This is a genomic window from Streptomyces sp. NPDC048612 (assembly GCF_043199295.1).
Taxonomy (GTDB): domain Bacteria; phylum Actinomycetota; class Actinomycetes; order Streptomycetales; family Streptomycetaceae; genus Streptomyces.
Genome location: NZ_JBICVV010000023.1, coordinates 116997 through 140594 on the forward strand (window position 1 = coordinate 116997; position 23598 = coordinate 140594).

Here is a 23598-nt window from a genome sequence, read left to right on the forward strand (position 1 = left end):
CGCGCCTACGACTCCTCTTCCAGCTGGGCCCAGGTGTGGGTGTCCAGGGTGTCGCCGGGGCCGATGCGGGTGAGTTCGGTGCCGTCTCGCCCGAAAGCGACGATGAGGGGGCGCGGCCGGGGGCCCGCGTGGGGAGTCCGCCAGGCGGCGATGAGCCTGCGCTGCTCGGGAACGTCGATCCTGCGGTTGTCGACGAGGAGACGGCCGACGTCCGGCCCGAGGCGGACTTCGACGGAGCCGACCCATGGGCCAGGGACGGCGAAGTCCGGCGAGGCAGGACGCCGGGTGAGACTGATCGAGCCGGATTCACCAACGATCTCCATCACGTCGACGTCGACAGGCTCATCCTCCACCGGGCCACTACTGCCGCCGCCCAGGTACCGCCACCGCTCGTCGTACCACTCCAGAAGCACGGTGTGCTCATACGCGCGCCCGGTCTTCGGAAGCCACATGAGCCAGACCGCCCCGACGCCGGCGGTGGTGTCGACATCGGCCGAGATCACCGACAACACCCACCGCGGCAACCATCGCGGCTGAGCCTCCGCCCCCTCCAGCACCCGCCGCACCACGCCCGGCGAAAGAGCCTCCACCCAACGGTCCACCGATAAGGCTTTTCTCCATCCCCACATACACCGGCAGTACCCGGCGCACCACGAAACCAAGCTCCAGCCATCGACGTTCTGCGAACCAGTGCCTCTGTGCGCCATTCGGGATTCGCGTCCTCGTCGCGCCGGAGACTGCCGCAACCCGACCCCGGGGAATCCGGTTGTCGTCGCCGTACCCAGCGTGTTCTGATCGGCGACAGTGCCGCCGACACCGAAGGAGGAGTGATGCGCCGACCACGTAGGGCGGTCATGGCGAGGCTCTGAAATCAGGGGACGGCGCCGACGCCAGTGAGAGCGGGACGACACCTACCGCTGGCAGCTGAGGAGGCTCGGCTGACAGTGACCGGGACAATCAAGCAAACCCGGTCGAGGTCCGGATTCGGCGGCTGAGAGATGCCCCGGTGAAGCAGGAAGCGGAAGTAATCGCCGACCCCTGATGAGGGGGAACAGGCGGTGAACCGGTCCCTCGCCCGCACCAAGCCTGGGAGCCGCTTGGCCGCGTAATGCGGACGAGCGGTGAGAACGGAACGGAACCCTGCACTCCCGATTGAAGATCCCTTCTTCGATCCGGAGGCAGAGCCATCAGCAGAACCGCCCAGAACCAGGGGTTCACCTGCGAGAACTGCACGACGAGCGTCATGCCGCTGAGCAACGGGAGCTACCGGAATCACTGCCCGACATGCTTGTGCTCCAAGCACGTCGACATCCGCCCCGGCGACCGGGCCTCCGCCTGTCACGGGATGATGCGCCCGCAGCACGTCGAGCGCCGCCGCGGTAAGGGGCTCGTGCTCGTCCACCGCTGTGTCGCGTGCGGCTTCGTCCGGCCCAACAGGGTCGCCGACGACCCGGTGCAAGGCGACAACATCGACGCCATCATCACGCTGATGGCGTCCGGCAGGTAGCTTCAACGACTGGTGGCGGTGCCCACGGGAACACCCCGTGGGCACCGCCGTGCCTACTTGACCTTGACCACCAGCTTGGCCATTGGTCCGCTCGATTGCGTAACCGCCCGCAGTCCACCGCTGCACACTGGGATTCCTCGGCGTACGCAGAGCGGATCGAGGGCCGGCGTCCGCTGAAGATCACATATGGGAGGCAGTCATGGTGAGCGACGCTGAACAGAGGCACCTGCGCCGTTGTGTGGAGTTGGCGCGCGAGGCGCTGGAGGCGGGCGACGAACCGTTCGGATCGGTGCTTGTCGCTGCGGACGGGACCGTGCTTGCGGAGGACCACAACCGGGTGGCTTCAGGTGACCGGACCCGCCACCCGGAGTTCGAGCTGGCGCGCTGGGCCGCGGCGAACATGACCCCCGAGGAACGGGCGGTGGCGACGGTGTTCACCTCCGGTGAGCACTGCCCGATGTGTGCCGCCGCGCATGGCTGGGTCGGGTTGGGACGCATCGTGTACGTGAGTTCGTCCGAGCAACTTGCCTCCTGGCTCTCGGAGTTGAAGGTTCCGATGCCTCCCGTGCGGCCGCTGCCGATTCAGGAGATCGTCCCCGGCCTCGCGGTGGAGGGCCCGATTCCCGGGCTCGCGGAGCAGGTACGCGACCTGCACCGCCGCTTTCACGGCGCCCCTTGAGCGGCGCGACGGCCTCCCGCAGAACGCTCTGACGCAGCCCGCCACACCGCTGGGACACAGCCATGCACCGCCGTGCGCCGCCATGCATTGCCATGAACTGCCGCTACCGCGTGGCTCGTTCGAGCATCTGGTGCATGGCCTTGGGGTGCCGGCTCTCGGTCCGGTCCCACAGGGCGCGTGCCCTGTCGTCGTCCAGCCGGATGAAGCAGGACAACAGCAGCGAGTGCGGCCGGCGCTGGAGGAGCAGCTCACCGCTCAGGCCGAGGGTGGGAGCGGCCGAGAGGAGCACGAGGTCCGGAGTGCTGTGCTGCACCCGCCAGCCGAGCACGAAGCCTTCGGACCGGGCCGGGCCGAGCTGGAGACCGAGCGCGGTCCAGCCCTGGGTGAGGGTGCGCTGCATGTCGGACGGCGCGTCCTCCATGATCGTTCGCGCCCACTGCTCGGCGGTGCGGTCCTGTACCGGGCCGAGGTCGGCGAGCACGGCGTTCTCGTAGTCGATCCGGGCCAGCGTGCTGAGCTGACGCGCGTGGGACGGCACCGGGACGTGGCGCACCCTCTCGGGGCTCTTTCGGTCTGACGCGGGATCAAGCATGGCTGCCCCTTATATGTGGTGTGGGTCTGTGGCCAGTACTGCGGCAACGGAAACCCCTGGTGAGCCCATGGATGCGCCACGGCCGGGCGATGCGCGCGATGTGCGCGGCGGGCGGGAGTGTCATGGGCGTCCGTTCATCCATACAGTTATGTATGGATGGATGTTAGCAGCGTGCCGCCTGAGGCAGACTCCTTGGCGGACTCACACCGACGAGGAGTAACCGATGGCGGCACCGACACGCACCCCGCGCAGCACATGGATCGAAGCCGGGCTCCGCGCCCTCGCTGCGGGCGGGCCGGGCGCCGTGCGGGTCGAGCCGCTGGCCAAGACGCTGGGCGTCACCCGGGGCGGCTTCTACTGGCACTTCAAGGACCGTGGCGCGCTGCTGGAAGAGATGCTCGACACCTGGGAGCGGATGAGCACGGATGAAGTGATCGAGCGCGTCGAGACGGAGGGGGGCGACGCCAGGGAGAAGGTACGGCGCGCGGGCGCCCTCACCTTCTCCGACACCCTGCTGCCGATCGACCTCGCCGTCCGGGCCTGGGCTCGCCACGACCCGCCGGTCGCGCAACGGCTCCGCCGCGTCGACAACCGCAGAATGGACTACGCCCGCTCGCTGTTCAGCACCTTCTGTACCGACCAGGACGAGGTCGAGGCCCGCAGCATGCTCGCCTTCTCCCTCGCCGTCGGCAAACACTTCCTGGCGGCCGACCACGGCACCCGTACCCGCGCCGACGTACTCGACGCGGCCACCGGGCTGCTGTTGGCCTAGGGGGCACTGGCGGAGGAACTTTCGCTACATCGGCGTCAGTTGGGCCTACGGCGAGGACCATCAGGCGTGCGCAGCCCTCTCCAGGTCAGGACGCTCAGCAGGGCGAGGACGGCGGCGGCGCTCGCGGTAGCCAGCGCAAAGCCGGTGTCGAAGGCGTGCTCGGCGGCGCTCCGTAGGGCGTCACCGACCCGCCCGCCGGCCCGTACGGCCACTTCGGTGGCGGCGCCGAGCGAGCCGCGTGCGGTGGCCCACTGCTGCGTCGACGCGCCGGGGGCCGGGGCGAAGTCGGAGCGGTAGGCCAGGGAGAGCACGGTTCCCAGGACGGCGACGCCGAGTCCTGCCCCCAGGGAGAAGGCGGTTTCCTGGACGGCTCCGGCCTCTCCCGCGCGCTCCGGCGTCGCCGCGCCCAGAATCGCGTCGGAGCACAGGGTCATGACCGCCCCGGAGCCGAGTCCCGCGGCCACCAGAGACAGGTAGTTGTCCGTGGCACCGAACAGAGCGAACCCGGCCAGCGCCAGCGCACACAGCAGCAGTCCGCCGGACAGGCTCCGCCGGCCTCCCCACCGTGCGGCGCAGCGCGGTGCCACGGCCGCGCCGCCGGCGTTGGCCAGCGCCAACGGCGCCAGAGCCAGGCCGACGCCCAACGGGGAATAGCCGTCCAGGAGTTGGAAGCGCTGGGCGAGGAGGAAGAGCAGCGCGGTGTAGGCGCCGTAGCACCCCAGGATGCACAGCGCGGAGAGGGAGAAGCGGCGGTCGGCGAACTGTGTGACGTCCAGCAGCGGTTGGCGGAGGCGGCGCTGCCGGACGACGAAGCCGGTCAGGAGTGCCGCGCCGAGGAGCGCGGTGGCCCAGAGCGCCGGCCCGGAACCGTCGTGCTCGCCCAGCTGCTGGAACGCGTACACGAGGGTGCCGAGCCCCACGACCGACATCCCGGCGCTGATCGCGTCCCACCGGTGCGGCCGGGTGTGACGTGACTCGGGCAGCAGCAGGGCGCCGCCGGCCACGGCGAGCGCCACCACCGGCACATTGACCAGGAACACCGAACCCCACCAGAAGTGCTCGATCAGCAGTCCGCCCAGGAGCGGGCCCACAGAGACGCCCACGCTGTTCGCCGCGGTCCACAGGCCGATCGCCACCGACCGTTCCCGGGCGTCGGGGAATATGTCCCTGATGAGGGCGGGCGTGCTGGTCATGATCATCGTGCCGCCGACCCCGAGTGCCGCCCGAGCGGCGATCAACTGCCCGGGGGCGGCCGACAGTGCCGCGCCCGCCGACGCGAGCCCGAAGAGCACGAAGCCGGTCATCAGCATCCGCTTGCGTCCGAACCGGTCCCCGAGTGTCCCGCAGGCGATCAGCCCGGCGGCGACGGTCAGCGCGTAGCTGTCGACGACCCAGAGGAGTTCGGAACCGCTCGGCAGAAGCTCCCTGCTGATCGTCGGCACCGCCACGTTCAGCACGGTCAGGTCCATCCCGACCATGAGAAGAGCGGCGCACAGCACACCCAGCGCCGCCCATCGGTGTGGGGTCTTCTGTCGGGACTTCTGTCGGGTCTCCTGCGGGGTCTCAGTCAGCACCGCTCCACTGTGTGCGGCGGGGAACTCCGGCCACAAGTACGGTCTTTCATGTGCCTCGGTACCACTCCGGCCACATGGTTTCCGTCGGTATACCTGTCTAAGGTGACGATCATGAGGCGGGAACGCGAGCAGATCGAAGCGATGGCCGAGTGGTGCAACACCGAGGTGATGCTGTCGGTCGTCGGCGGGAAATGGAAACTGCTGATCATCCGGTACCTCCTGTTGGGCACCCACCGGTTCGGCGAACTCAAACAGGCCATGCCGACCGTCACCCAGCGGATGCTCACCCGCCAGCTGCGGGAGCTGGAGGAGGACGGTCTCGTGTCGCGGACGGTCTACGCGGAGGTGCCGCCGAAGGTGGAGTACACGCTCACCGAGGCCGGCGAGAGCCTGCGGGACATCGTCGGCCGGCTCGACGCCTGGGGAAGTTGGTACCGCGAACTCCGCACGCGCCAGGCGGGGGATGAGGGGTCGACAGCCACCCAAGAATGACCTGTGGTCGGCGAGTTGGGAGCGCAGGACCAGGTCGTCCACGGTGTCCATCAGCCAGAGTTCGGACAGCGGCAGATGCACCGCGATGCGACCGCCCTCTCAACGAGCCGCCCGGCGCCCCTCCCCCGCCTCGCCCGTGCCGTTCGCCGTTGCCCAGGCGGCGATCTGGGCGCGGGAGGTGAAGCCGAGTTTGGTCAGGATGTGTTCTACGTGGCCTTCGGCGGTGCGGCGGGAGATGGTCAGTTCGGCGGCGATGTCCTTGTTGGTCATGCCCTGTGCGACCAGGCCGGCGACCTGGTTCTCGCGGCGGGTGAGCGGCGCCGAGGCGTCCTGTCCGGGCGGGGGCGGGGCGGGGGTCGGGGACTCTTCGAGGGCGTAGGCGACGGACTGTTCCAGGGTGAGGCGGCGGCCCGCTTCGAAGGCCGCGGTGTAGGCGGCGTCGCCCAGGCCGGTGCGCAGGGCCGCCTCGCACTGCTGGTGGCCGGCCTGGAGGTGGCCGAGGCCGGAGAGCGCGGAGCCGGCGACCTGCCAGGTGGCGTCGGCCGCGCCCATCAGGGTGGCGGCCCGTTCGCCGAGGTCCGACGCGGCGGCGCACCAGCCCAGTACCTCCAGGCACTGGGCCACGCCCCACTGGTCGTGAGAGAGCGGCTTCTCCCGCAGGGCGTGCCGGACGAGGGTGCCTGCGCGCTGGTGCCGGCCGTGCCGGTAGTGGTCCAGGCCCAGGGCCCACAGCGCGTGGGTACGGGACCACTGGGCCTCGTGGGCCTCGCACAGGGCGAGGCAGCGTTCGGCGTGGACGGTGCCGGCCTGGTCGCCGGGATCGGTACAGGCGGTGGTGAGCATGAAGGACGTGACGGCGGCATTTCCGGCGTCGCCGGCCGTCTGATGCCGTGCGAGTGCGTCCTCCAGCAGCGGGACGGCCTGCGCGAAGTCGCCCTGGAACAGTGCCACGAGCCCGGCGAGGGTGACCCGTGCGCGGGTCAGGTCCGGGACGTCTCCGAGGGCTTCCTCGACCGCGCGGCACTGGCTCACCCGGCGGTCCGCCCCGCTGATGTCGCCCTGGAGTACGGCCAGCAGTCCGTCCACGAACAGCGCCTTCGCCCGATACGGAGTCGGCTCCTCGTCGAGGGCCAGGGCCCGGCCCAGCCAGCCCCGTCCCTCGTTGAAGGAGCCGAAGCCGAGCCGGTGTATCCACAGCGAAGCGGCCAGTCCCATCGCCGCCTGCGCCTGGCCGGGCTCGCTCAGGATGAAGTCCAACGCGGCCTGGAAATGGGGGTGTTCGGCGCGCAGCCGGGTGAACCAGGCCAGCTGGCCGGGGCCAAACCAGGCTGCCTCGGCCTCTTCGGCCACCGTCCGGTAGTGGTCACGGTGCCGCTCGCGCAGCCCGTGCTCCTCCCCCGAGGCGGCCAGCCGCTCCCGCCCGTACTGGCGCAGGGTGTCCGGCAGCCAGTACCGCATCCGTGCCCCGCGCTCCTCACTCGCCAGGACGGACTTGTCCACCAGAGCGACGACGAGGTCGAGCACCTCGCCCCGCTGGATGCCGTCCCCGCTGCACACCTGCTCGGCCGCCGGCATGTCGAAGCTGTCGGGGAACACCGACAGCCGGGACCACATCAGGCGTTCCTGGTCCGTGCACAGGTCGTGGCTCCAGTCGATCGCCGCCCGGAGGGTCTGCTGACGGGGCAGCGCGGTCCGCGAGCCCGCGGTGAGCAGCGCGAAGCGGTCGTCGAGGCGCAGCAGGATCTCCTGTGCCGACAGGACCCGCAGCCGGGCCGCGGCGAGTTCGATCGCCAGTGGTACGCCGTCGAGCCGTTGGCAGATCTCCTGGATGACCGTGGCGTTCTCCGGGGTGAGGACGAAGTCGGGGCGCATGGCGGCCGCCCGGTCGGCGAACAGTGTCACCGCGTCGGACACCTCCGGGGACCGGCCGTCGTCCTCGGGCAGCAGCATCGAGGGCACCGGCAGCACATGTTCCCCGGGCACCCCGAGCATCTGACGGCTCGTCGCCAGCACCCGCAGGTCCGGCGCCGCACTCAGCAAGGTGGCGACCAGTTCCGCACTGGCGTCGAGTACGTGCTCGCAGTTGTCCAGCACCAGCAGCATCCGCTCACCGGCCGCATGCTCCACGAGCCTGGTCAGGGGGTCTCCGAGGGCTTCGTTGCCCAGTCGCAGGCGGGCCGCCACGGTCTGCGCCAAGCGGTCCCCGTCCTCCAGCGCGGCCAGTTCCACCAGCCACACCCCACGGGGGAAGGACCGCTGCGTCTCGGCGGCGATCCGCAGCGCCAACCGGGTCTTCCCGATCCCGCCCGGCCCGGTCAGCGTCAGCAGCCGCCCGCGCGACAGCAGCGTCCTGGCGTGTGACAGCTCGTTGCGTCGCCCGATGAACCGGGTCATCTCCGCCGGCAGCGTGCCGGCTCCCCGGACTGTGCCGCCCATGCTCCACACCGTAGACGCACGCCGCGGACCAGGCAATCCGCCGCCGACCGGCGCATGGTGGCGCCGAATTCTCACGGAGATTCCGTGATTCACGGCGATGTCCGGCCCGGCAGTCTGGTTGCTCGTGAGGGGCCCTCCTCCGCCGCTCGCCGCCGTGCTTTCCCCCGCACGGCGGCGAGCACCCCCGGTTCCCGTGAGCGGGCCGCCGGGGCGCGGAGAACGGGCCCGGCCGGATACGAGCCGAAGTAGAACGAAGGAATTGATGGCCGTGGCAGATGTGGTGTTGGTACACGGGTTGTGGCACGACGGGTCCAGTTGGAGTGAGGTCATCCCGTTCCTGCACGACGCCGGGCACCGGGTGACGGCGGTGCAGTTGCCGCTGACCTCTCTGGAGGACGACGTGGCGGCCACGCAGCGGGTGCTGCGGACGATATCCGGCCCGGTGGTCCTGGCCGGCTGGTCCTACGGCGGGACGGTGATCACCAACGCGGTGACGGAGGCGTCGAACGTCTCCGCGCTGGTGTACGTGGCGGCGTTCGCGCCGGACGAGCGGGAGAGCAGTTTCCAGATCCTGCAGCGGTTCGGGGCGACGGTGGGCGAGGCGGTCCAGCCGCAGGAGGACGGGGCGTGCGGCATCGATCGGGACCGCTACCGGGAGGTGTTCGCGGCCGATGTGCCGGCGGTGCGCGCGCAGGTGCTGGCCGCCGTCCAGAAGCCCTCCGCCCTGACCTGCCTGGAATCCCCGTCGGCCGAGCCCGCATGGCGCTCGATCCCGTCCTGGTACCAGGTGGCCGAGGAGGACAACGCCCTGCCGCCGGCGGCACAGCGCTTCATGGCCGAGCGGATGCGGGCGGTGACCACGTCGGTGCCGTCCAGCCACGCCTCGCCCCTGTCCCACGCCCGGAACGTCGCCGACCTGATCACCCGCGCCGCAGTCCGCACCGCCTGAAGGAGAACACACATGCTTGACGAAACAACCACCCGCCGCGGCACGCTCCGGCCGGCCGCAAGCGATGACCTGCTCCGCTTCGCCCTGAAGCTGGACGGCACCGTCTCCGGGCTCGTCGCGGCCCTCAGCCTGCTGGCAGCCACGCCACTGGAGTCGCTGCTCGGCCTGCCTGCCTGGCTGCACTGGGCCCAGGGCGGGTTCCTGGCCCTCTACGCCGCCGCGCTCTGGTACGCGGGCACCCACCAGGCGGTCATCCGGACGATCGGGGTCAGCGCCGTGTCCCTCAACGCCGTGTGGGCGGTGGGCTGCGTGGCGATCATCGCTGCCGGCACGAGCTGGTTCCCGATCACTCCCCTCGGCTACGGCTATGTCGCGTTCCTGGGCGTCGCGGTGGTGGTGTTCGGCGCGCTGCAGTACGCGGGGCTGAAGCGGGCCAGGTAGGCCGGTTCACCCGGGGCTCCGGGCATCCCAGGGCTCCTGTCCGCCCCGGCCGCGGCCGTCCGTGCAGCATGGACGGCCGCGGCCGGGCCCGTCGCTACGGACGGTCGCGGACAGCTCCCCGACGGACGGTCCCGACCAGGTCCGCTCCCCCTCCCACGACGGCCGACGGGGCCTGCCGCCCCGTCACGACAGCCCCGTCACGGCCCCTGTCACGACCGCCCCGTCACGACCGCCCCTCGGGAGCGAGCAAGGGCGCCAGCTCCCTTCTGCCCGTGATGCCGAGCTTGCGAAAGGTGCCGGTCAAGTGGTTCTCGACGGTCCGCCGTGTGATGAACAGGGTTTCCGCGATCTCCCGGTTGGTCTGCCCGCGAGCGGCCAGCACCGCGACGCGGCGTTCGCTGCCCGTCAGCGCCGAGACCCCGGTCGCATGCGCCCTCCGGGGCCGGGCACCGAACGCGCGCAGGCGGTCGCGCGCCAGGTCGGCGAGGTCGACGGCCCCGCACTGCCGGGCGAGGGCCAGCCCCTGGAAGGCCACCTCGCGGGCCAGCCGGGTGTGCCCGGCCGCGAAGCGCGCGGTGCCGTACTCGACGAGCGACCGGGCCTGTTCGAGGGCGGCTCCGGCCTCTTCGAGCAGGCCCACCGAGTCCTCCAGCGGCTTCAGGGCGTGACGGCCACGAGTGGTCATGCCGACGGTGCGCAGACTGATGCCCAGCGCGCGCGGTGTGCCCCAGTCCTGGGCCTGCTCCCGTTCCTGGTGCGCCAGGCGGGCGGCCTGCTCAGGGCGGTCCAGCGCGAGGTGGGTGAGGGCGGCGAGGGACCTCCACGGGAGGAGGGCGGGGTTGTCGCGCTGCCAGGCGATCTGGCGGCGGCCGCACTCCTGGAGGTCGTCCAGGGCCCTCTGGAGGTCGCCGTGCGCCAGATGCAGCCGCGCCCGCGCCTCCAGGAAATGGGCCCACTGCCAGCCGGTGCCGTACCGCTCGGGGTCGGCGGAGCGCAGCAGCGCCCCGGCTTCCGTACGCCGTCCCGTGGTCTCCACCAGTACGCGCAGGACTCCGGCGACCGCGAGGGGCACCATGGGGTTCCCGTGCGAGGCCGAGGCCAGGTCGAGCCATTGGCGGGCGGCCTCCAGGGCAGGCTGCAGGCGGCCCGTACGGTAGGCCGCCTCGCTGCGGCCCATCGAGAGCAGCGTCCGCGCGGGAGCGGAGTCGTACCACAGGGCCTGTTCCGACAGCCGGTTGAGGAAGTCCGTGGCCTCGTCGAAGCGGTCGCACCAGACCAGGGCCAGGAGGGCCGGCCCGGTCATGGAGACGGCGGCCCCGTCCTGCGGCAGCGGTCCGGCCAGCGCGTCACGCGCGTACGAGGCCACGGCGGCGGCGTCGGCAGGAGTGCCGACCGCGAGTGCCGCCTGCAGGGCCCGCACCGCCCGTTCGCGTTCGCGTTCCCGTCCCCGGTCCCGGTCCTCGTCGTGTGCCGGCCGGTTTCCCTGTCCTCGGTCCGGTTCGTGGGCGCCGTCGGCCGTCAGCTCGGCCAGTCGCTCGCTCATCGACGGCCGTTTGTCCAGGTCGTCCATCTCGATCAGCACGCGCTGCAGCCGCAGGCCGAACGCGGCATCGCGACGCGGTGGATCGGCCGTGGCCAGTACCCGGGCCTCGTGTTCGAGCAACTCGGCCGCCTGGCAGCCGCGCTGTCCACGGGCCAGGGCGTCGGCCAGTACGGGCAGCACGTCCTGCCGTGCCGACGGGGTGACAAGCTCATCGAGCGAAGCGCACAAGTGCCGTACCGCTGCCGCCGGATGTGCCGGGGCCTCCACTTGGCCGAGTTCGGCCAGGAGCGCGCCCTGCCCCGAGGCGGGCAGTTCGCGAACCGCCCGCCGTAGGTACGCCACAGCCGCTTCGGTGTCACCGCGCGCCGTGGCCAGGCGTGCCGCGGCACGCAGCGCGCCGACGACCCAGACCCTTCCGCCGGGTTCGGCGTGGAGCAGCCGGCCGGCGACCCCCTCCAGCGGGCCGTCCTGGTCGTGCAGCAGCCGGGCTGCCCGATAGTGCGCACATGATCCGTCGTCCTGGTCGGCGGTGTTGATGGATTCTCCCCGGATGGCTCGCGGACGTCGTGACAGCGATCCTGTGCGCAGCGGCGCAATCCTGTGAGGGGAGGAATACCCGTAGGGGTACGCACCCACGGGGTACCCGCAGCGTCCCTACGCGCACGCGGGCGGTGCCCAGAACGTGCCCGCCTCGGCCCCCGGTAGGCGTCCGGCGGCCGGGGGGGCTCCTGTTTGCCCAGCTCAGAGCGCCGCACGGGTAGGTAGCCGATACCTAGGTGGTGAGGCACGTAATTCTCCGCCTGTTTCGCGGTGCGGTCACCGTGCACGCTGAATGCGTTCGATCACGGACATCACTGACGCCTCACTTCCGGCAGACGACCATGGAAATCCACGCCCTGATCCCGCCTCCTCCGGAAACCGACGCTCAGCTCCGCCGACGGCAGCACCGGCCAGGCGGTGCCCCGCCCGCCGGCTCCGCTGACGTCCCCCTCTCCGCCAACCACACGACGTGCCGGCTCGCACACCGACCGGAGTCGGTCGGACACGCCCGCCGCATCGTCGGGTCCTTGCTGCACCGCTGGCAGGTCACCGAGGACGCCGCCGCTTCGGTACTGCTGGTGGTGTCCGAGCTGGTGACCAACGCCGTCGAGCACGCGCAGCCGCCGCTGGCCCTGCACGTACTGCGTGAGCAGACGGGCCGGCGGGTGTGGGTCGGTATCACCGACGGCGGCCCGAGTCCGCAGAAGGGAGCCTGGGCGGCCTCCTGCGCCCAGGACGAACACGGTCGTGGCCTGGACATCGTCGACACGCTGGCCACGTCGCACGGCACCCGCAGCCACGAGGACGGCGCCACGCACTGGGCCCGCCTGCCCGCGGCGGACCGGGCCGCCTGATCCCACCGGAGATCGCCCGGTGGACGAAGAGGCGCACCGGCGCCGGGGGCGGCCCGGCGCTGGTGCGCACCATCACGCGTGTCGCCCACGAAGCGTGCGCCTTCACCCGCGCGCCCTCACACGTGGGGCCCTCGCTTGCGCTCCTGTGCTCCTTCACTTGTGTGCCTTCACTTGTGTGCCGTCCCGTGATACCGCTCTTGCCCGGATCGGTCCGGAGCCTCCGGAATCGTCAACTCGACTCGCTGCCAACGACGTTCAACGACGTTGACCGACCTGCGACGACGGACCGTCCGGAGTACGAGGCCGTGGCGGAGCGGGAGGCCATGGCGGAGGCGAAGCCGTGCCGGGAGCCCGCGGTCCAAGTTGGGGGCAGGGGTTGAGGGCCATCTCTTCGGAAGGTCGTGTCGGTGTGAGTGTGAAGCCTGCGGGGATCACGTTCAGGAGCCGCTTCCTCGTCGCGGTGGGGGTGGCCCTGGCCACCGTCGCCGCCCTGCTCTTACCGGGCGCGGCACACGCCACCGCGCCACCGTCACCGCCGCCGCTCACCGACGACCGCGGGCGCGCTCTCACCCTCCGCGGCTGGAACGTCGGGGACAAGGCGCACCGTGGCGCGGAAGCGCTCAGCGCGATCACCCCACAACACTTCCGCGATCTGCACGACCAGGGCTTCAACTTCGCGCGTCTGCTGGTCTTCTGGGACGACCTGGAACCCCGGCCCGGCCACTACAGCACGCGCTACCTCCGCAAGATCGAACGTGTCCTCAACTGGGCCCACCGCTGGCGCGTCCGGGTCGTCATCGACGCCCATCAGGACGTCTTCGGGCCCGAGTTCGGCCATCGGGGCATCCCCGAGTGGGCGACCCGCACCGACGGGCTGCCCTTCACCCCGCACCCGGACGACTGGTTCGCCGAGTACTTCGAGCCCGCCGTACAGGCCGCCTTCGAGCACCTCTACGAGGACGCCGACCTCCAGCGGGCGCAGGCCCGCATGTGGCGCGTGCTCGCCGAGCGCTTCGCCCACCACCCCGCCGTGTTCGGCTATGACGTGATCAACGAGCCCATGGGTCGGCAGCGTACGGGCGAGGACCTCCCGGCAGCCGCCCGCCGCATCGAGTCCGAGCAGCTCACCCCGATGTACAACCGGATCGCGCGCGCGATCCGCACGGTCGACCGCCACCACAGACTGTTCGTCGAACCCACCCCGATCGTCGGCGAGGGCCTGCCCACCGGCCTCGGCCGCATCCACGACCCGAAGGTCGTCTACGCACCGCACTTCTACAACGCCACCATGGAAGCCGGCGGCGACTACGACCCGTCGGCGCGCTGGCTGGAAGCGTACGAGGACGCCGTCACGGCCTACCCGAGTGCCCAGCACATACCGGTCGTCATCGGCGAGTGGGGCCCCCGGGACAGCTCACTGCCCCAGATGGCGCGCTTCTACGGCGACGCCCTCGCCTCCCTCGACCGCTACAGCTCCGGCTGGTCGGGCTGGGAGTGGTGTTACGGCGGCGGCTACTGCGCCGTCGACAAGGACGGCCGCTTCCTCGCCAACAAGGATCAGACCGCGCGCCCCTACGCCCCCGCGGTCGCAGGAACGGTACGCGCACGGGACTACGGCCCCGCGACGCGGACGTTCCGCCTCACCTACGCCCCCTCGGGGCGTTCCGGTGTCAGCGAGCTGTCCACTCCCGCTACGGCAGCCGGCTGGCAGGTGTCGGTGCGCGGCCCGGCCACGGCCCGGCCGCGCGTCGTACCCGCCGGGGAGCGCGGCACGATCCGGGTCCGGGCGCGGGCCGGTGCCTCGGGGCCGGTGACGGTGACGGTCTCGGCACGGGGATGAGGCGCCCCGCGCCCGACCTCGGCCGCAAGGGCCGCGCAATCCCACGATGGGGTGATGCACACCGTTCGAGAGCCGGTCCGGCCCCTCCACCAAGACCCTGCCCGCCCGGCATCACCAAATAGAACATGCATCCACGATCTGCCTCCTCATCACCCGTTACGGGGAGCGGAACGGGCCGTTCTTTAGAGCACCTGTGCCCACGACCGCCTCCTGGAGAAGCCATGGATTGTGCGTCCCTCCCCGTAACCGGCCCTCCCCGGTTCGAACGGCGGCCGTCCGCGCCGCCGCCGACCGCCCGCCCCGGGCGCGTACTTGACGCTTCGGCGCACCGCGCCGGCCGCGCCTCCCGTACGGACCGGGGGTGGTGGGCATGAGCACCGCGCAAGGTGCCGCGTCCTCGTCACCGGATGAGCGGGCCGGCGTGCCGGGTCCCCGCCGTGAACCACTGGGCCTGCCGCCGACGACGGCGCCCACGGGCCCGGCGGACGGCGATATGGCCGATGAGCTCAAGGAGGCGTACTGGTCGGTCTACGACGGCGCCGCGGCCCAGTCGACGGTCCGCGAGGTGCTGGTGCGGCTGCCGCGCATCGTGGGGCAGATCGGCCGGCTGGCCTGGCAGGCAGACCGCTCGGCCACGCTGGCCGTCGTGGTCCTGCAGCTGGTCTCCGCGGCGATGGCGGCCTGCGGGCTGGTGGCCTCGGTGGGTGTGCTGCGGGAGCTGTTCGGCCACGGGCCGACGCTGGACAAGGTCCGCAGCGCGGTGCCGCAGATCCTGCTCGTGGTGGGCTTCCTGTCCGCGCGGGCGCTTCTGGAGGCCGGCGTCGCCGTCGCGCAGGCACGGGTCACGCCGAAGATCCGCACCGCGCTGGAGTGTGACTTCCTGCGGCTGACCGCGCATGTCCGGCTGGAGGTCGTCGACGACGCCGACTGGCACGACGACGCCTACCGCGCTTCCGACCGCGGCCTGTTCTACGCCCGGCAGATCGTCGGCCAGGTCGTCACCCTGGCCTCCACACTCCTCGGGCTGATCGGCACGGCAGGCGTCCTCACCTCACTGCACCCCGCCCTCCTCCCCCTGCTCCTGCTGTCCGTCCTGCCGGTGGGCGCCGCCGCCGTACGCACGGCGCGGGCGCGGTTCCACAGCTTCAAGCGGTGGAACTCGCTCCAGCGCCGGGTACGGGTCTTCTCCTGGCTGCTGCTGGAGCGGGACGCCGCCGCCGAACTGCGCTCCGACACCGCCCAGGACGCGATCCTGGACGAGCACCGCCGGCTGACCGATCGGATCGCCGAGGAGGACACCTGCCTCGGCATGAGTTCGGCCGGGCTGACGCTGGCCGGCCGGGCCGTGGGCGGCATCGGGACCGGCATCACGTACATCGCGCTGGGCGCCATGCTGATCGCCGGGTGGCTGCCGCTGGCCGCCGGCGCCGGGGCCGTCCTGGCGATCCAGACCGGACAGACCGCGCTGACACGCTTCGTGGACGTGGCGCACCTGGTCTACGAGCACGCCATGTGGGTCGATGACCTCCTGAGGTTCCAGGAACGCTGCCGAGGACTGCAGCCCCGGCGGCGCGCGCTGACCGCACCCGCCACCGTCGCCGCCCTCACCCTGGAGGACGTCGGCTACACCTACCCCGGCAAGGAGACACCCGCCCTGACCGGTGTCTCGATGACGCTGCGCGCCGGGGAGACGGTCGCCTTCGTGGGCGTCAACGGCTCCGGGAAGAGCACCTGTTCACGGCTGATCGCCGGGCTGTACGAGGCGGGCGAAGGCACGGTGCGCTGGGACGGGGTGGATGTGCGGGACATGGACTCCGAGTCGCTGCAGGCCCGTGTCGCGACCGTGCTGCAGGACCCGGTGCACTTCCCCTTCAGTGCCCTGGCGAACCTCACGGTCTCCCGCGGCACGCTCACCGACACCGATCCCCAGCGGGCGCTGGACGCGGCGCGGGCCTCCGGAGCCGAGCAGGTCATCGCCGGTCTGCCGGGCACCTGGCAGGCGGTGCTGTCCAAACGGTTCTGGGGCGGCCAGGAGCTGTCGGCCGGACAGTGGGCGAAGATCGCCGTCGCCCGTGGGCTGTACAAGAACGCACCCGTGCTCCTGCTCGACGAACCGACCGCCAGCATGGACCCCAAGGCCGAACACGCCGTCTACCAGGCCGTGTTGCGCAACAAGGCGCGAGCCGACCAGATCACCGTGCTCATCTCGCACCGGCTGGCCAGCGTCGTCGAATGCGACCGGATCTACGTCTTCGACGCCGGCCGGATCACCGAAGCCGGCACACACCAGCACCTCATGAACCTCGGCGGCGACTACGCCCAGATGTTCACCCTCCAGGCGGCCGGCTACCAGGCCGCCGGAACCGCCACGCCCGACTCCGATCCCGGCCCCGACGCCAACTCCCCCTCCAACTCCGGCTCCGCATCCAACTCCAGGAGGGTGCACCAGTGAATGATCAGGCCTCCGCCATGAACGATCAGGCCTCCCCCACCGACACGGCCCTGCCGCCGGAGTGCCGGCGGACGAACGCCTCGGCGCTGATCCACAACGGGTCCGGCGCGTACCTGCTGCACCTCCGGGACGACATCCCCGGCATCTGGGAGCCGGGATCGTGGTCCCTGCTCGGTGGCGGCCGTGAACCAGGCGATCGTTCCCTGGAGGACACGATCCGGCGCGAACTTCGGGAAGAGGCCGGCCTCGACATCCCGGAGCTCGTGCCCTTCACCGTGGAACAGGCCCGGGCAGGCGACGGCACGACCATCCCGGTCCAGATCTTCGCCGGCCTCTGGGCCGGAGACCCCGCAACCCTGCACCTGACCGAAGGAGTCCTGCTGCACTGGTTCCGGCCAGAGGTCATGCCACGCCTGAGAATGGCCCCTTCGACCCGGGACCTGGTGCGCCGCCACGCGAAGCTCTTCCCCGCCACCGAGGACGCACCCGCCCGGACGACAGCGACCACGGGCCCTCCCCTCCCCTCCTCCCTCCCGCCGAAGCACGCCGCCCCAGGAGGCACCCCTCTGCACTCCGACACCTGGGACACCGTCGCACGGCTTGCCCGGCGTTTCACCGCCCATGACGACGCACGCGGTCTGGACGCCGTACAGCAGTGGACACTGCAAGTACTGAAAATCGCCGAGGAGACCGGGGAGGCCTCGCAGGCCGTCATCGGCGTGCGCGGCACCAACCCCCGTAAGGGCGACAGCCACACCTGGCAGGACGTACAGGCCGAGGTCGCCGACGTGGTCATCACCGGCCTGGTCGCTCTCGCCCGTATGCGCCCCGACGACGCCGCGTCCTACTTCAGCCACCAACTCACCGCCAAGGCAGCGAAGTTCCTTTGCCCCGCCCCCACCCCCGACAGCACGTCGTCCACGGAGACCGCATGAGCGGCACCCGGCCGCCTCACAGCAGTCACGCGCCGGCTCCCGGCAACCCGGCAGCCGTCAGCGATTGATTTTCGATAGAAAGCCATCGATAATCGACATATGCATCGGATCTATATCGCCGCCCTCCGCGTTGCCATCGCCGCAGCGATCCTGTTCGGCTTGTTCGGCCAGGCCGTGGTCATCCCGACCACGGCGGCCGACGAGGTCGACAGCTTCCCCCCGTACGCCCCGTTCGCCACGCCCTACGTATCGGTGGCGATCGTCGGGATCGCCTGCGTCCAAGTCGCCCTCGCCGCCGTGTGGATGCTGCTCACCATGGTCCAGCGCGATGCGATCTTCACCTCGCGGGCCTTCCGGTGGGTCGACACCATCATCGGGTGCTCGGTCGTGGCGACTCTGCTGGCGATCGGGGTCACCGTGCATCTGGCCGTGACCGACATCCCCTCGCCCGACGACGGGATGGAGCTGCTCGGCGCGCTGGCGGCGGCGATGGCGAGTGTCGGCGTGGGGGCCGCGTTCGCGATGCTCGTCGTCGTCCTGCGCAGCCTCCTGCACAAGGCGACGGATCTGCAGACCGAAATCGCCGAGGTGGTCTAGTGGCGATCATCGTCGACCTCGATGTCCAGCTCGCCAAACGCGGCCTGTCGGTCGGCGAGTTCGCCGAGGCCGTCGGCATCACACCCGCCAACATCGCCGTATTGAAGAACGGCCGCGCGAAGGCGGTGCGCTTCACGACGCTGGACGCGATCTGCCGCACTCTCGACTGCCAGCCCGGCGATGTGCTGCGCTGGGTACCCGACGAGGACGCGGACGCCACCTAGCAACTGAAGGTCGTGAACGCTCCGTAGTTGGCCCTCGGCCGTCCCCGCGAAGAACACGACTTCACGGCGCAGAGTCCCGTCATCCAGGATGCGAAAGGCGGCCCGCCCAGAGGACTCAGGGCAGGGTCCGGAGCCGGGTCACGGTCCCCGAGCCGGCCGCGCGTCCGTGATGACGGAACGCGAAAGTCCGGCCGCGCTCAAGAGCTACGGGGCGCTCCAGCGTGACCGCCACGGTGGCCAGGTGGAGCGGGTGCAGGGTGACCATTCCGTGAGACAGCGTCACCCTGCCACGTACGGCTCCAGCGTGCAGGAAGAAGTCGAGGTCCGCACCGCTGCACACCTCCGCGCCGCCCTGGTCCTCCGGCAGCAGGACCATCTCCGCATCGAAGGCGAGATGCGCGGCGATCGACCCCGGTGTTGCGAGTACCTGTCCCCGTTCCACCGCTCTCGTCGTCACACCCGACAGCAGAAGCCCCACGTTCATGCCCGCGTCCGCCACCTCGATCCGTCGCCGGCATTCCTCGATCCCGGCAACGCGGGTGACCACGCCGCCGCCGAAACCAACGATCTCCAGCTGGTCGGCTGTACGGACCCGGCCGCGCTCGATGCGGCCGGTCGCCCGGACCACCCTGCCCTGGCGCAGGACGAAGACATCCTCGACAACCATCAGGAACGGCTTCACCGCGGCATTCATCGCACCCCCACCCTCACCTCGCGCCTACCCCGCCCCCCGGCGCGCGCATTCACCAAGGCTCATCATGCCCGCCGGGTGTCCCGGACCGCGCCAGGCATCGTTTCTCCACACGCTCATCAGCCCACGCCTGTGGACAACAACCGCCGTTGTCAGTGGTCCCGTGCATGATGGCCGACATGACACAGAGCACTGCCGACGCGCTGCACACACTCGCCCGTGAGCACCTTCCCCACGAGATCGCCGAGCGGTGGATCGGCCTGCTGCGCCCGGGACTTCGCCTGGAGAAGGCCGCGGAGGCGGACCGGGTCGTCGGGAAGCTCGGTGGTCTTCCGGAGCTGCCGGAGAACGAGGAGTGGCCCATATGGGAAGGGCATGGCCCGCTCTCCTTCGTCGCTTCCCTCGACTGTGCCGCACTCCCCTCGGCCGCCCTCGACATCGTCCTGCCGACGGACGGCACCCTGGCCTTCTTCTACTTCGACGGGCAGTTGGACGACGGCTGTGCAGTGGTCGCGCCCCATGAGCCCGACAGCTGGGCGGGAGCGCGCGTGCTGTATCTACCCGCCGGTGTCCGCGTCACCGAGCGGACGGCACCGGAGGCCCTTCGGCCGTACCCCGAGGTGGCGCTGACGGCGCGCGTGGAGACGACGGCACCGTACTCCCTGCACCCGGCGGTCTACCGGGAGTTCGCGCCGATGCCCGATGACCACCCGGTGTGGGACGAGGAGTTCGAGGAGGCCCTGTGGGATCACTTCGAGGGCGCGGAGCACCGCATCGGCGGTCATGCGCACCCGGTGCAGGACGAGGTGGAGACCGAGGTCGCCCGCGGCGCGCTGGGCAGCCCGCCGTGGGACGACCCCCGCATCGAGGAGGAGGCCCTCCGCTGGGTACTGCTCGCCCAGTTCGACACGGATGACGACGCGGACATGATGTGGGGCGACTGCGGTGCCCTCTACTGGCTCATACGCCCCGAAGACCTGGCCCGACGCCGCTTCGACCGCGCGATGTTCACCTGGCAGTGCAGCTGAGGGGAGTACCCGCCCGGCCGGCTCAGTCCACCCTTTGGTCGCCGTCGGGCAGATCCTCGACCGTCACCTTTGCCGGCGGCACCCGGAGTGTGTTCCCCACCACCCTGGCCAGGCCGTTCGGGTCGGGCGCAGTGGGTACGGGCACCTGCTCGCCCTCTGCGTAGCTCTCGATCGCCTTGGTGAAGTAGCTCGGGTCCCAGGCACCGACGGCGCCTCTGACCTCCACCGCCCGTACCACTCGCGCCCCGATCCGCTGCTTGACCGCGGTGAGGATGCGATCCGAGCGGTACTCCCCCGGCACCTGGAACAGGCTGGCGTGCGCGCCGATCTTTCCACCGTCCCGGAGGCGGACGGTCACCGTCAGACAGCTCGTCACGCTCGGATAGATGATGCTTCCCCCGGGCCCGGTCTCGCCGATCTGCCCCTCGCTGAGCCGGATGCTCGCGGTCGCGGGTGTGGCGGGGTCCGGCGTACGGGCCGGAGGCGTCGCCGGTGCCGGGCGGACGGCGCTCGCGACCGCCGGCGGGGCCTGCGCCATGACCACGCAGGTGGCCGCCAGGGAGAGCGCCAACAGCACCACGACAGGTAACCCTGCCGCCGCCATCCTGTCCACTCCCCACCACCGTGCCTTCGTCCGTCGCAACCGCCCAGGCTGGAGCTGCTTCCACTCCACTTGTCTGCACCACATCTGCCGTATCAGCGCCATACTTCCTCTCCCAACTGCCCTCGCAAGGATGAGCTTTCTGCCCACCGTGCTGCCCATCCTGCCTCCGTCCTGACTCCGTCCTGCCCTCGGGCCCTCGTACCGGGTCAGGTCGGATCAGGTCGAGGGCACCAGCTTGCATTGCTTGTCGACGGACGGTTGCCCCTTCCCACCGCCCGCCCGTACTCGTCACATGGGCGCCCCGAGACCGGGCCGTCCGCGCCAGATGATGCGCTTCGTCGCCTGCGCCCGTGCAATGGAGGAAGGAGGGGCAGCGGAGTCGGCGGGAGGCGGGTGCGCGTGGACAGGCGTTGGGCCGCACGTCTGGCGCTGGCGGCGGGAGCGGCGGCGCTGCTGGTCCTGCTGGTGTTCGCCGGGCTGCGGAGCGTCGCACTGGTGGGCGTGGGGCTGGCCGGGCTGGTTTTGACGGCGGCCGGGCTGTGGTGGGTGCTGGCGCACACCGGTGTGATCAGGGTGCTCGCTTTCGTGCTGGCGGCGGCCACACCGGTTGTCGTCCTGGTGCTCTATGCGGTCGCGGGGTTGCTGTGGGTGGTCCTGGTCTCGCTGGCCCTGTGGACGCTTGCCGTCTTCACGGGCAGAACGGCGCTGACGGAAACCACCGGCACAGCGCCCCCGCCGGAACACCCGGTCACTCCTGCGCGGCGCCCTTTCCTGATCATGAATCCGCGTTCGGGCGGCGGCAAGGTCGGCAGGTTTCACCTGGTGGACCGGGCCAGGGCGCTCGGCGCCGAGGTCGTCGAGCTCGATCCCGCGCATCCGCAGGACGTGGCCGAGCTGGCGAGGCGGGCCGTCGACGACGGTGCCGACCTGCTCGGGGTGGCCGGCGGCGACGGTACCCAGGCGCTGGTCGCGGGTGTGGCGGCGGCGCGCGGCGTCCCGTTCGTCGTCATCAGCGCCGGGACCCGCAACCACTTCGCCATGGACCTCGGCCTCGACCGTGAAGATCCGTCGGCCTGCCTCCAGGCGCTCACCGACGGCGTCGAACTGCGCATCGACCTGGGCTTCATCGACGTCGGGCGGCCCACGGCGGAAGGCCCGGGCCGGGTCTTCGTCAACAACGCCTCCTTCGGCGCCTACGCGACCGTGGTGCAGAGCCCGGCCTACCGCGACGACAAGGCGCGTACCACCCTTCAGCTGCTGCCGGACCTGCTGACCCACCACAGCGGTCCACGTCTGAGGGTGCGGGCCGGAGCCATGACCGTCGACGCGCCGCAGGCCGTGCTGGTCAGCAACAACCCCTACCGGATGGGAGACCCCGCGGGGCTGGGGCGCCGGGAACGGCTGGACTCCGGCGTCCTGGGGGTGCTCGGTGTGACGGTCGACAACGCGGTGCAGGCGGCCTCGATGCTGCGCGGCCGACGTGGGCAGGGACTGGCCTCGTGCGCCGCCCAGGAGGTGGTCATCGATGCCGACGCGCCCGTCATCCCCGCGGGCGTCGACGGCGAGGCCCTCACCGTGCCCACGCCCGTACGCTGCTGGATCGAACCGGGCGCCCTGCGCGTACGGCTGCCCCGCCACCGTCCCGGCACGCCGCGCGGCAAGCCGCCGATGAACTGGCGCAGGGTGCGCAGGCTGGCCCTGACCGTGGGGAAGACCGCGGCGGGGCGGAACACCGGCTGACCGGCGCCGGACGCGACTGAGCCTGATCAGGCCCGATGCCCCGCTGGAGCCGTCGGCACTGGCAAGGTGGCACGCCCCGCCTGGGCCGGCTTCCCCCGAAGACGCCCTCCGCACGGCCCCCCGGCCCTCCGCCGGTCGTATGCCCCGCCCGCCACGCCACGCCGACGGGGAGACACCCACGCCCCCTGCACCGCCACGTATGCCTCCTACACCGACCCAGCTCATCAGTGACCGGTTAACGACCCTCCGTTGCCGCACGGTCCATCTTTTGAGTTTCGTCGCCGTAACGGAACCTCGGCGTCCACCCGTCCATCTCTCTGGGCGCCCATTGGGGCACTTCAGGGCGATGACATGCGATGACATGCGATGAGGACCGCTATGCGTGAGATCAGTCGACGAGGAATGCTCGGACTCGGGGTGGGTGCGGCGACGGCACTGTCCGTCGCCGGCTGCTCCTCCGACGCCTCGGAATCCGGAAAGGTTTCGGCCAAGCCCGGAAAGAAGGCGAAGAGCAAACCGATCGGCGACGGCTCGACCGCGTACACCGGTAAGCAGCCGAAACAGCCCGGCAAGCCCGAGCGGCTGGCGCGGGGGCAGAAGCCGCCGCAGTTCGTGGTCTTCTCGTGGGACGGCGCGGGCGAGGTCGGCAACGGGCTGTTTCCCCGGTTCCGCAAGCTGGCACAGGACCACAACGCGTCGATGACCTTCTTCCTGTCGGGGCTGTATCTGCTGCCCGAGTCGAAGAAGCGGCTGTACCGTCCGCCGAACAACCCCGTCGGCGCCTCCGACATCCCCTACCTCACCGATGACCACATCAGGCAGACACTCAAGAACCTGCGAGCGGCCTGGTTGGAGGGCCATGAGATAGGCACCCACTTCAACGGTCACTTCTGCGGTACCGCCTCCGGTTCCGTCGCGCACTGGACGCCGGCGCAGTGGGACTCGGAGATATCCCAGGCCATGGACTTCGTCACCAAGTGGCGGACGAACACCGGGTTCAGCGATATCGAGGCGCTGCCGTTCGACTACGGCAAGGAGCTGGTGGGGGCGCGTACGCCGTGTCTGCTGGGGCAGGACAATCTGCTGCCGACGGCGCGGAAGCGGGGGT

The 23598-nt window shown here is 70.9% G+C and carries 21 protein-coding genes and 1 pseudogene; 15 read left to right on the forward strand and 7 right to left on the reverse strand.

The genetic code is table 11. The features are described 5' to 3' along the window. Window positions 1–5: 5 nt before the first annotated feature. Window positions 6–590, reverse strand: a complete 585-nt coding sequence (locus ACGFN2_RS28785) for a hypothetical protein (protein ID WP_393365420.1) — start codon at window positions 588–590, stop codon at window positions 6–8. A gap of 596 nt (window positions 591–1186) precedes the next feature. Between ACGFN2_RS28785 and ACGFN2_RS28790 the strand changes: the two genes are divergently transcribed. Beyond that, window positions 1187–1507 carry an RNHCP domain-containing protein gene (locus ACGFN2_RS28790; RefSeq protein WP_393365470.1) on the forward strand — a complete coding sequence of 107 codons (321 nt, stop codon included), beginning with the start codon at window positions 1187–1189 and terminating at the stop codon, window positions 1505–1507. 199 nt (window positions 1508–1706) lie between these two features. After that, a complete protein-coding gene (locus tag ACGFN2_RS28795) occupies window positions 1707–2186 on the forward strand; it encodes a nucleoside deaminase (RefSeq protein WP_393365422.1) in 480 nt (159 codons plus the stop codon). Window positions 2187–2289: 103 nt separating this feature from the next. Here ACGFN2_RS28795 and ACGFN2_RS28800 read toward each other — a convergent pair whose 3' ends face one another. Then, entirely contained in the window at window positions 2290–2739 is a 450-nt protein-coding gene (locus ACGFN2_RS28800) for a hypothetical protein (RefSeq protein ID WP_393365424.1), read from the reverse strand. Window positions 2740–3001: 262 nt separating this feature from the next. On the opposite strand from ACGFN2_RS28800, the gene ACGFN2_RS28805 reads away from it, so the two are divergent. Next, entirely contained in the window at window positions 3002–3550 is a 549-nt protein-coding gene (locus tag ACGFN2_RS28805; protein WP_393365426.1) for a TetR/AcrR family transcriptional regulator, read from the forward strand. A 35-nt stretch (window positions 3551–3585) separates the two neighbouring features. On the opposite strand, the gene ACGFN2_RS28810 is transcribed toward ACGFN2_RS28805, so the two are convergent. Continuing rightward, window positions 3586–5124: an MFS transporter gene (locus ACGFN2_RS28810; RefSeq protein WP_393365428.1), complete on the reverse strand. Its 1539-nt coding sequence runs from the start codon at window positions 5122–5124 to the stop codon at window positions 3586–3588. 111 nt (window positions 5125–5235) lie between these two features. On the opposite strand from ACGFN2_RS28810, the gene ACGFN2_RS28815 reads away from it, so the two are divergent. Continuing rightward, the gene (locus ACGFN2_RS28815; RefSeq protein ID WP_393365430.1) at window positions 5236–5616 is read left to right on the forward strand and encodes a winged helix-turn-helix transcriptional regulator; all 381 of its coding nucleotides are present in this window, start codon (window positions 5236–5238) and stop codon (window positions 5614–5616) included. Between the two features lie 99 nt (window positions 5617–5715). Here the strand turns inward: ACGFN2_RS28815 and ACGFN2_RS28820 are convergent, their stop codons facing one another. After that, a complete protein-coding gene (locus ACGFN2_RS28820) occupies window positions 5716–8052 on the reverse strand; it encodes an ATP-binding protein (protein ID WP_393365432.1) in 2337 nt (778 codons plus the stop codon). A gap of 268 nt (window positions 8053–8320) precedes the next feature. Between ACGFN2_RS28820 and ACGFN2_RS28825 the strand changes: the two genes are divergently transcribed. Beyond that, entirely contained in the window at window positions 8321–9001 is a 681-nt protein-coding gene (locus tag ACGFN2_RS28825) for an alpha/beta fold hydrolase (RefSeq protein ID WP_393365434.1), read from the forward strand. A gap of 12 nt (window positions 9002–9013) precedes the next feature. Then, window positions 9014–9442 carry a hypothetical protein gene (locus ACGFN2_RS28830; RefSeq protein ID WP_362614887.1) on the forward strand — a complete coding sequence of 143 codons (429 nt, stop codon included), beginning with the start codon at window positions 9014–9016 and terminating at the stop codon, window positions 9440–9442. Between the two features lie 223 nt (window positions 9443–9665). Here ACGFN2_RS28830 and ACGFN2_RS28835 read toward each other — a convergent pair whose 3' ends face one another. Then, complete coding sequence (locus tag ACGFN2_RS28835; protein WP_393365437.1) at window positions 9666–11621, reverse strand: LuxR C-terminal-related transcriptional regulator; 1956 nt, start codon at window positions 11619–11621, stop codon at window positions 9666–9668. A gap of 245 nt (window positions 11622–11866) precedes the next feature. Here ACGFN2_RS28835 and ACGFN2_RS28840 point away from each other — a divergent pair, with 245 nt between their 5' ends. From ACGFN2_RS28840 to ACGFN2_RS28865, 6 genes are all read left to right on the forward strand, one after another. Further along, window positions 11867–12379, forward strand: a complete 513-nt coding sequence (locus tag ACGFN2_RS28840; RefSeq protein WP_362614245.1) for an ATP-binding protein — start codon at window positions 11867–11869, stop codon at window positions 12377–12379. Window positions 12380–12788: 409 nt separating this feature from the next. Further along, window positions 12789–14219, forward strand: a complete 1431-nt coding sequence (locus ACGFN2_RS28845) for a cellulase family glycosylhydrolase (RefSeq protein ID WP_393365439.1) — start codon at window positions 12789–12791, stop codon at window positions 14217–14219. Between the two features lie 370 nt (window positions 14220–14589). Beyond that, complete coding sequence (locus ACGFN2_RS28850) at window positions 14590–16671, forward strand: ATP-binding cassette domain-containing protein (protein WP_393365441.1); 2082 nt, start codon at window positions 14590–14592, stop codon at window positions 16669–16671. Beyond that, window positions 16668–17606 carry an NUDIX domain-containing protein gene (locus ACGFN2_RS28855; RefSeq protein WP_393365443.1) on the forward strand — a complete coding sequence of 313 codons (939 nt, stop codon included), beginning with the start codon at window positions 16668–16670 and terminating at the stop codon, window positions 17604–17606. Before ACGFN2_RS28850 ends, ACGFN2_RS28855 begins: the two co-directional genes overlap by 4 nt. A gap of 99 nt (window positions 17607–17705) precedes the next feature. Beyond that, on the forward strand, window positions 17706–18203 hold the full coding sequence (locus tag ACGFN2_RS28860; protein ID WP_362614236.1) for a DUF2975 domain-containing protein: 498 nt from the start codon (window positions 17706–17708) through the stop codon (window positions 18201–18203). Beyond that, the gene (locus tag ACGFN2_RS28865) at window positions 18203–18427 is read left to right on the forward strand and encodes a helix-turn-helix transcriptional regulator (RefSeq protein ID WP_362614234.1); all 225 of its coding nucleotides are present in this window, start codon (window positions 18203–18205) and stop codon (window positions 18425–18427) included. Before ACGFN2_RS28860 ends, ACGFN2_RS28865 begins: the two co-directional genes overlap by 1 nt. 115 nt (window positions 18428–18542) lie before the next feature. Here ACGFN2_RS28865 and ACGFN2_RS28870 read toward each other — a convergent pair whose 3' ends face one another. Then, window positions 18543–19121, reverse strand: a complete 579-nt coding sequence (locus tag ACGFN2_RS28870) for an EF-Tu/IF-2/RF-3 family GTPase (RefSeq protein ID WP_393365446.1) — start codon at window positions 19119–19121, stop codon at window positions 18543–18545. A gap of 176 nt (window positions 19122–19297) precedes the next feature. Between ACGFN2_RS28870 and ACGFN2_RS28875 the strand changes: the two genes are divergently transcribed. Further along, on the forward strand, window positions 19298–20146 hold the full coding sequence (locus tag ACGFN2_RS28875) for a YwqG family protein (RefSeq protein WP_393365448.1): 849 nt from the start codon (window positions 19298–19300) through the stop codon (window positions 20144–20146). 22 nt (window positions 20147–20168) lie between these two features. On the opposite strand, the gene ACGFN2_RS28880 is transcribed toward ACGFN2_RS28875, so the two are convergent. After that, window positions 20169–20750 carry a hypothetical protein gene (locus ACGFN2_RS28880; RefSeq protein WP_393365450.1) on the reverse strand — a complete coding sequence of 194 codons (582 nt, stop codon included), beginning with the start codon at window positions 20748–20750 and terminating at the stop codon, window positions 20169–20171. A gap of 399 nt (window positions 20751–21149) precedes the next feature. Between ACGFN2_RS28880 and ACGFN2_RS28885 the strand changes: the two genes are divergently transcribed. Both ACGFN2_RS28885 and ACGFN2_RS28890 read left to right on the forward strand, forming a co-directional pair. Beyond that, the gene (locus ACGFN2_RS28885; protein ID WP_393365452.1) at window positions 21150–22490 is read left to right on the forward strand and encodes a diacylglycerol/lipid kinase family protein; all 1341 of its coding nucleotides are present in this window, start codon (window positions 21150–21152) and stop codon (window positions 22488–22490) included. Window positions 22491–22868: 378 nt separating this feature from the next. After that, window positions 22869–23598 (forward strand): annotated as a pseudogene (locus ACGFN2_RS28890) (hypothetical protein); the annotation flags it as partial.

Coding starts and splice junctions, on each gene's coding strand:
- ACGFN2_RS28795 (WP_393365422.1), top strand. CDS start 1,707: ATGGTGAGCGACGCTGAACAGAGGCACCTGCGCCGTTGTGTGGAGTTG.
- ACGFN2_RS28805 (WP_393365426.1), top strand. CDS start 3,002: ATGGCGGCACCGACACGCACCCCGCGCAGCACATGGATCGAAGCCGGG.
- ACGFN2_RS28815 (WP_393365430.1), top strand. CDS start 5,236: ATGAGGCGGGAACGCGAGCAGATCGAAGCGATGGCCGAGTGGTGCAAC.
- ACGFN2_RS28820 (WP_393365432.1), bottom strand. CDS start 8,052: ATGGGCGGCACAGTCCGGGGAGCCGGCACGCTGCCGGCGGAGATGACC.
- ACGFN2_RS28830 (WP_362614887.1), top strand. CDS start 9,014: ATGCTTGACGAAACAACCACCCGCCGCGGCACGCTCCGGCCGGCCGCA.
- ACGFN2_RS28840 (WP_362614245.1), top strand. CDS start 11,867: ATGGAAATCCACGCCCTGATCCCGCCTCCTCCGGAAACCGACGCTCAG.
- ACGFN2_RS28850 (WP_393365441.1), top strand. CDS start 14,590: ATGAGCACCGCGCAAGGTGCCGCGTCCTCGTCACCGGATGAGCGGGCC.
- ACGFN2_RS28860 (WP_362614236.1), top strand. CDS start 17,706: ATGCATCGGATCTATATCGCCGCCCTCCGCGTTGCCATCGCCGCAGCG.
- ACGFN2_RS28870 (WP_393365446.1), bottom strand. CDS start 19,121: ATGAATGCCGCGGTGAAGCCGTTCCTGATGGTTGTCGAGGATGTCTTC.
- ACGFN2_RS28875 (WP_393365448.1), top strand. CDS start 19,298: ATGACACAGAGCACTGCCGACGCGCTGCACACACTCGCCCGTGAGCAC.
- ACGFN2_RS28880 (WP_393365450.1), bottom strand. CDS start 20,750: ATGGCGGCGGCAGGGTTACCTGTCGTGGTGCTGTTGGCGCTCTCCCTG.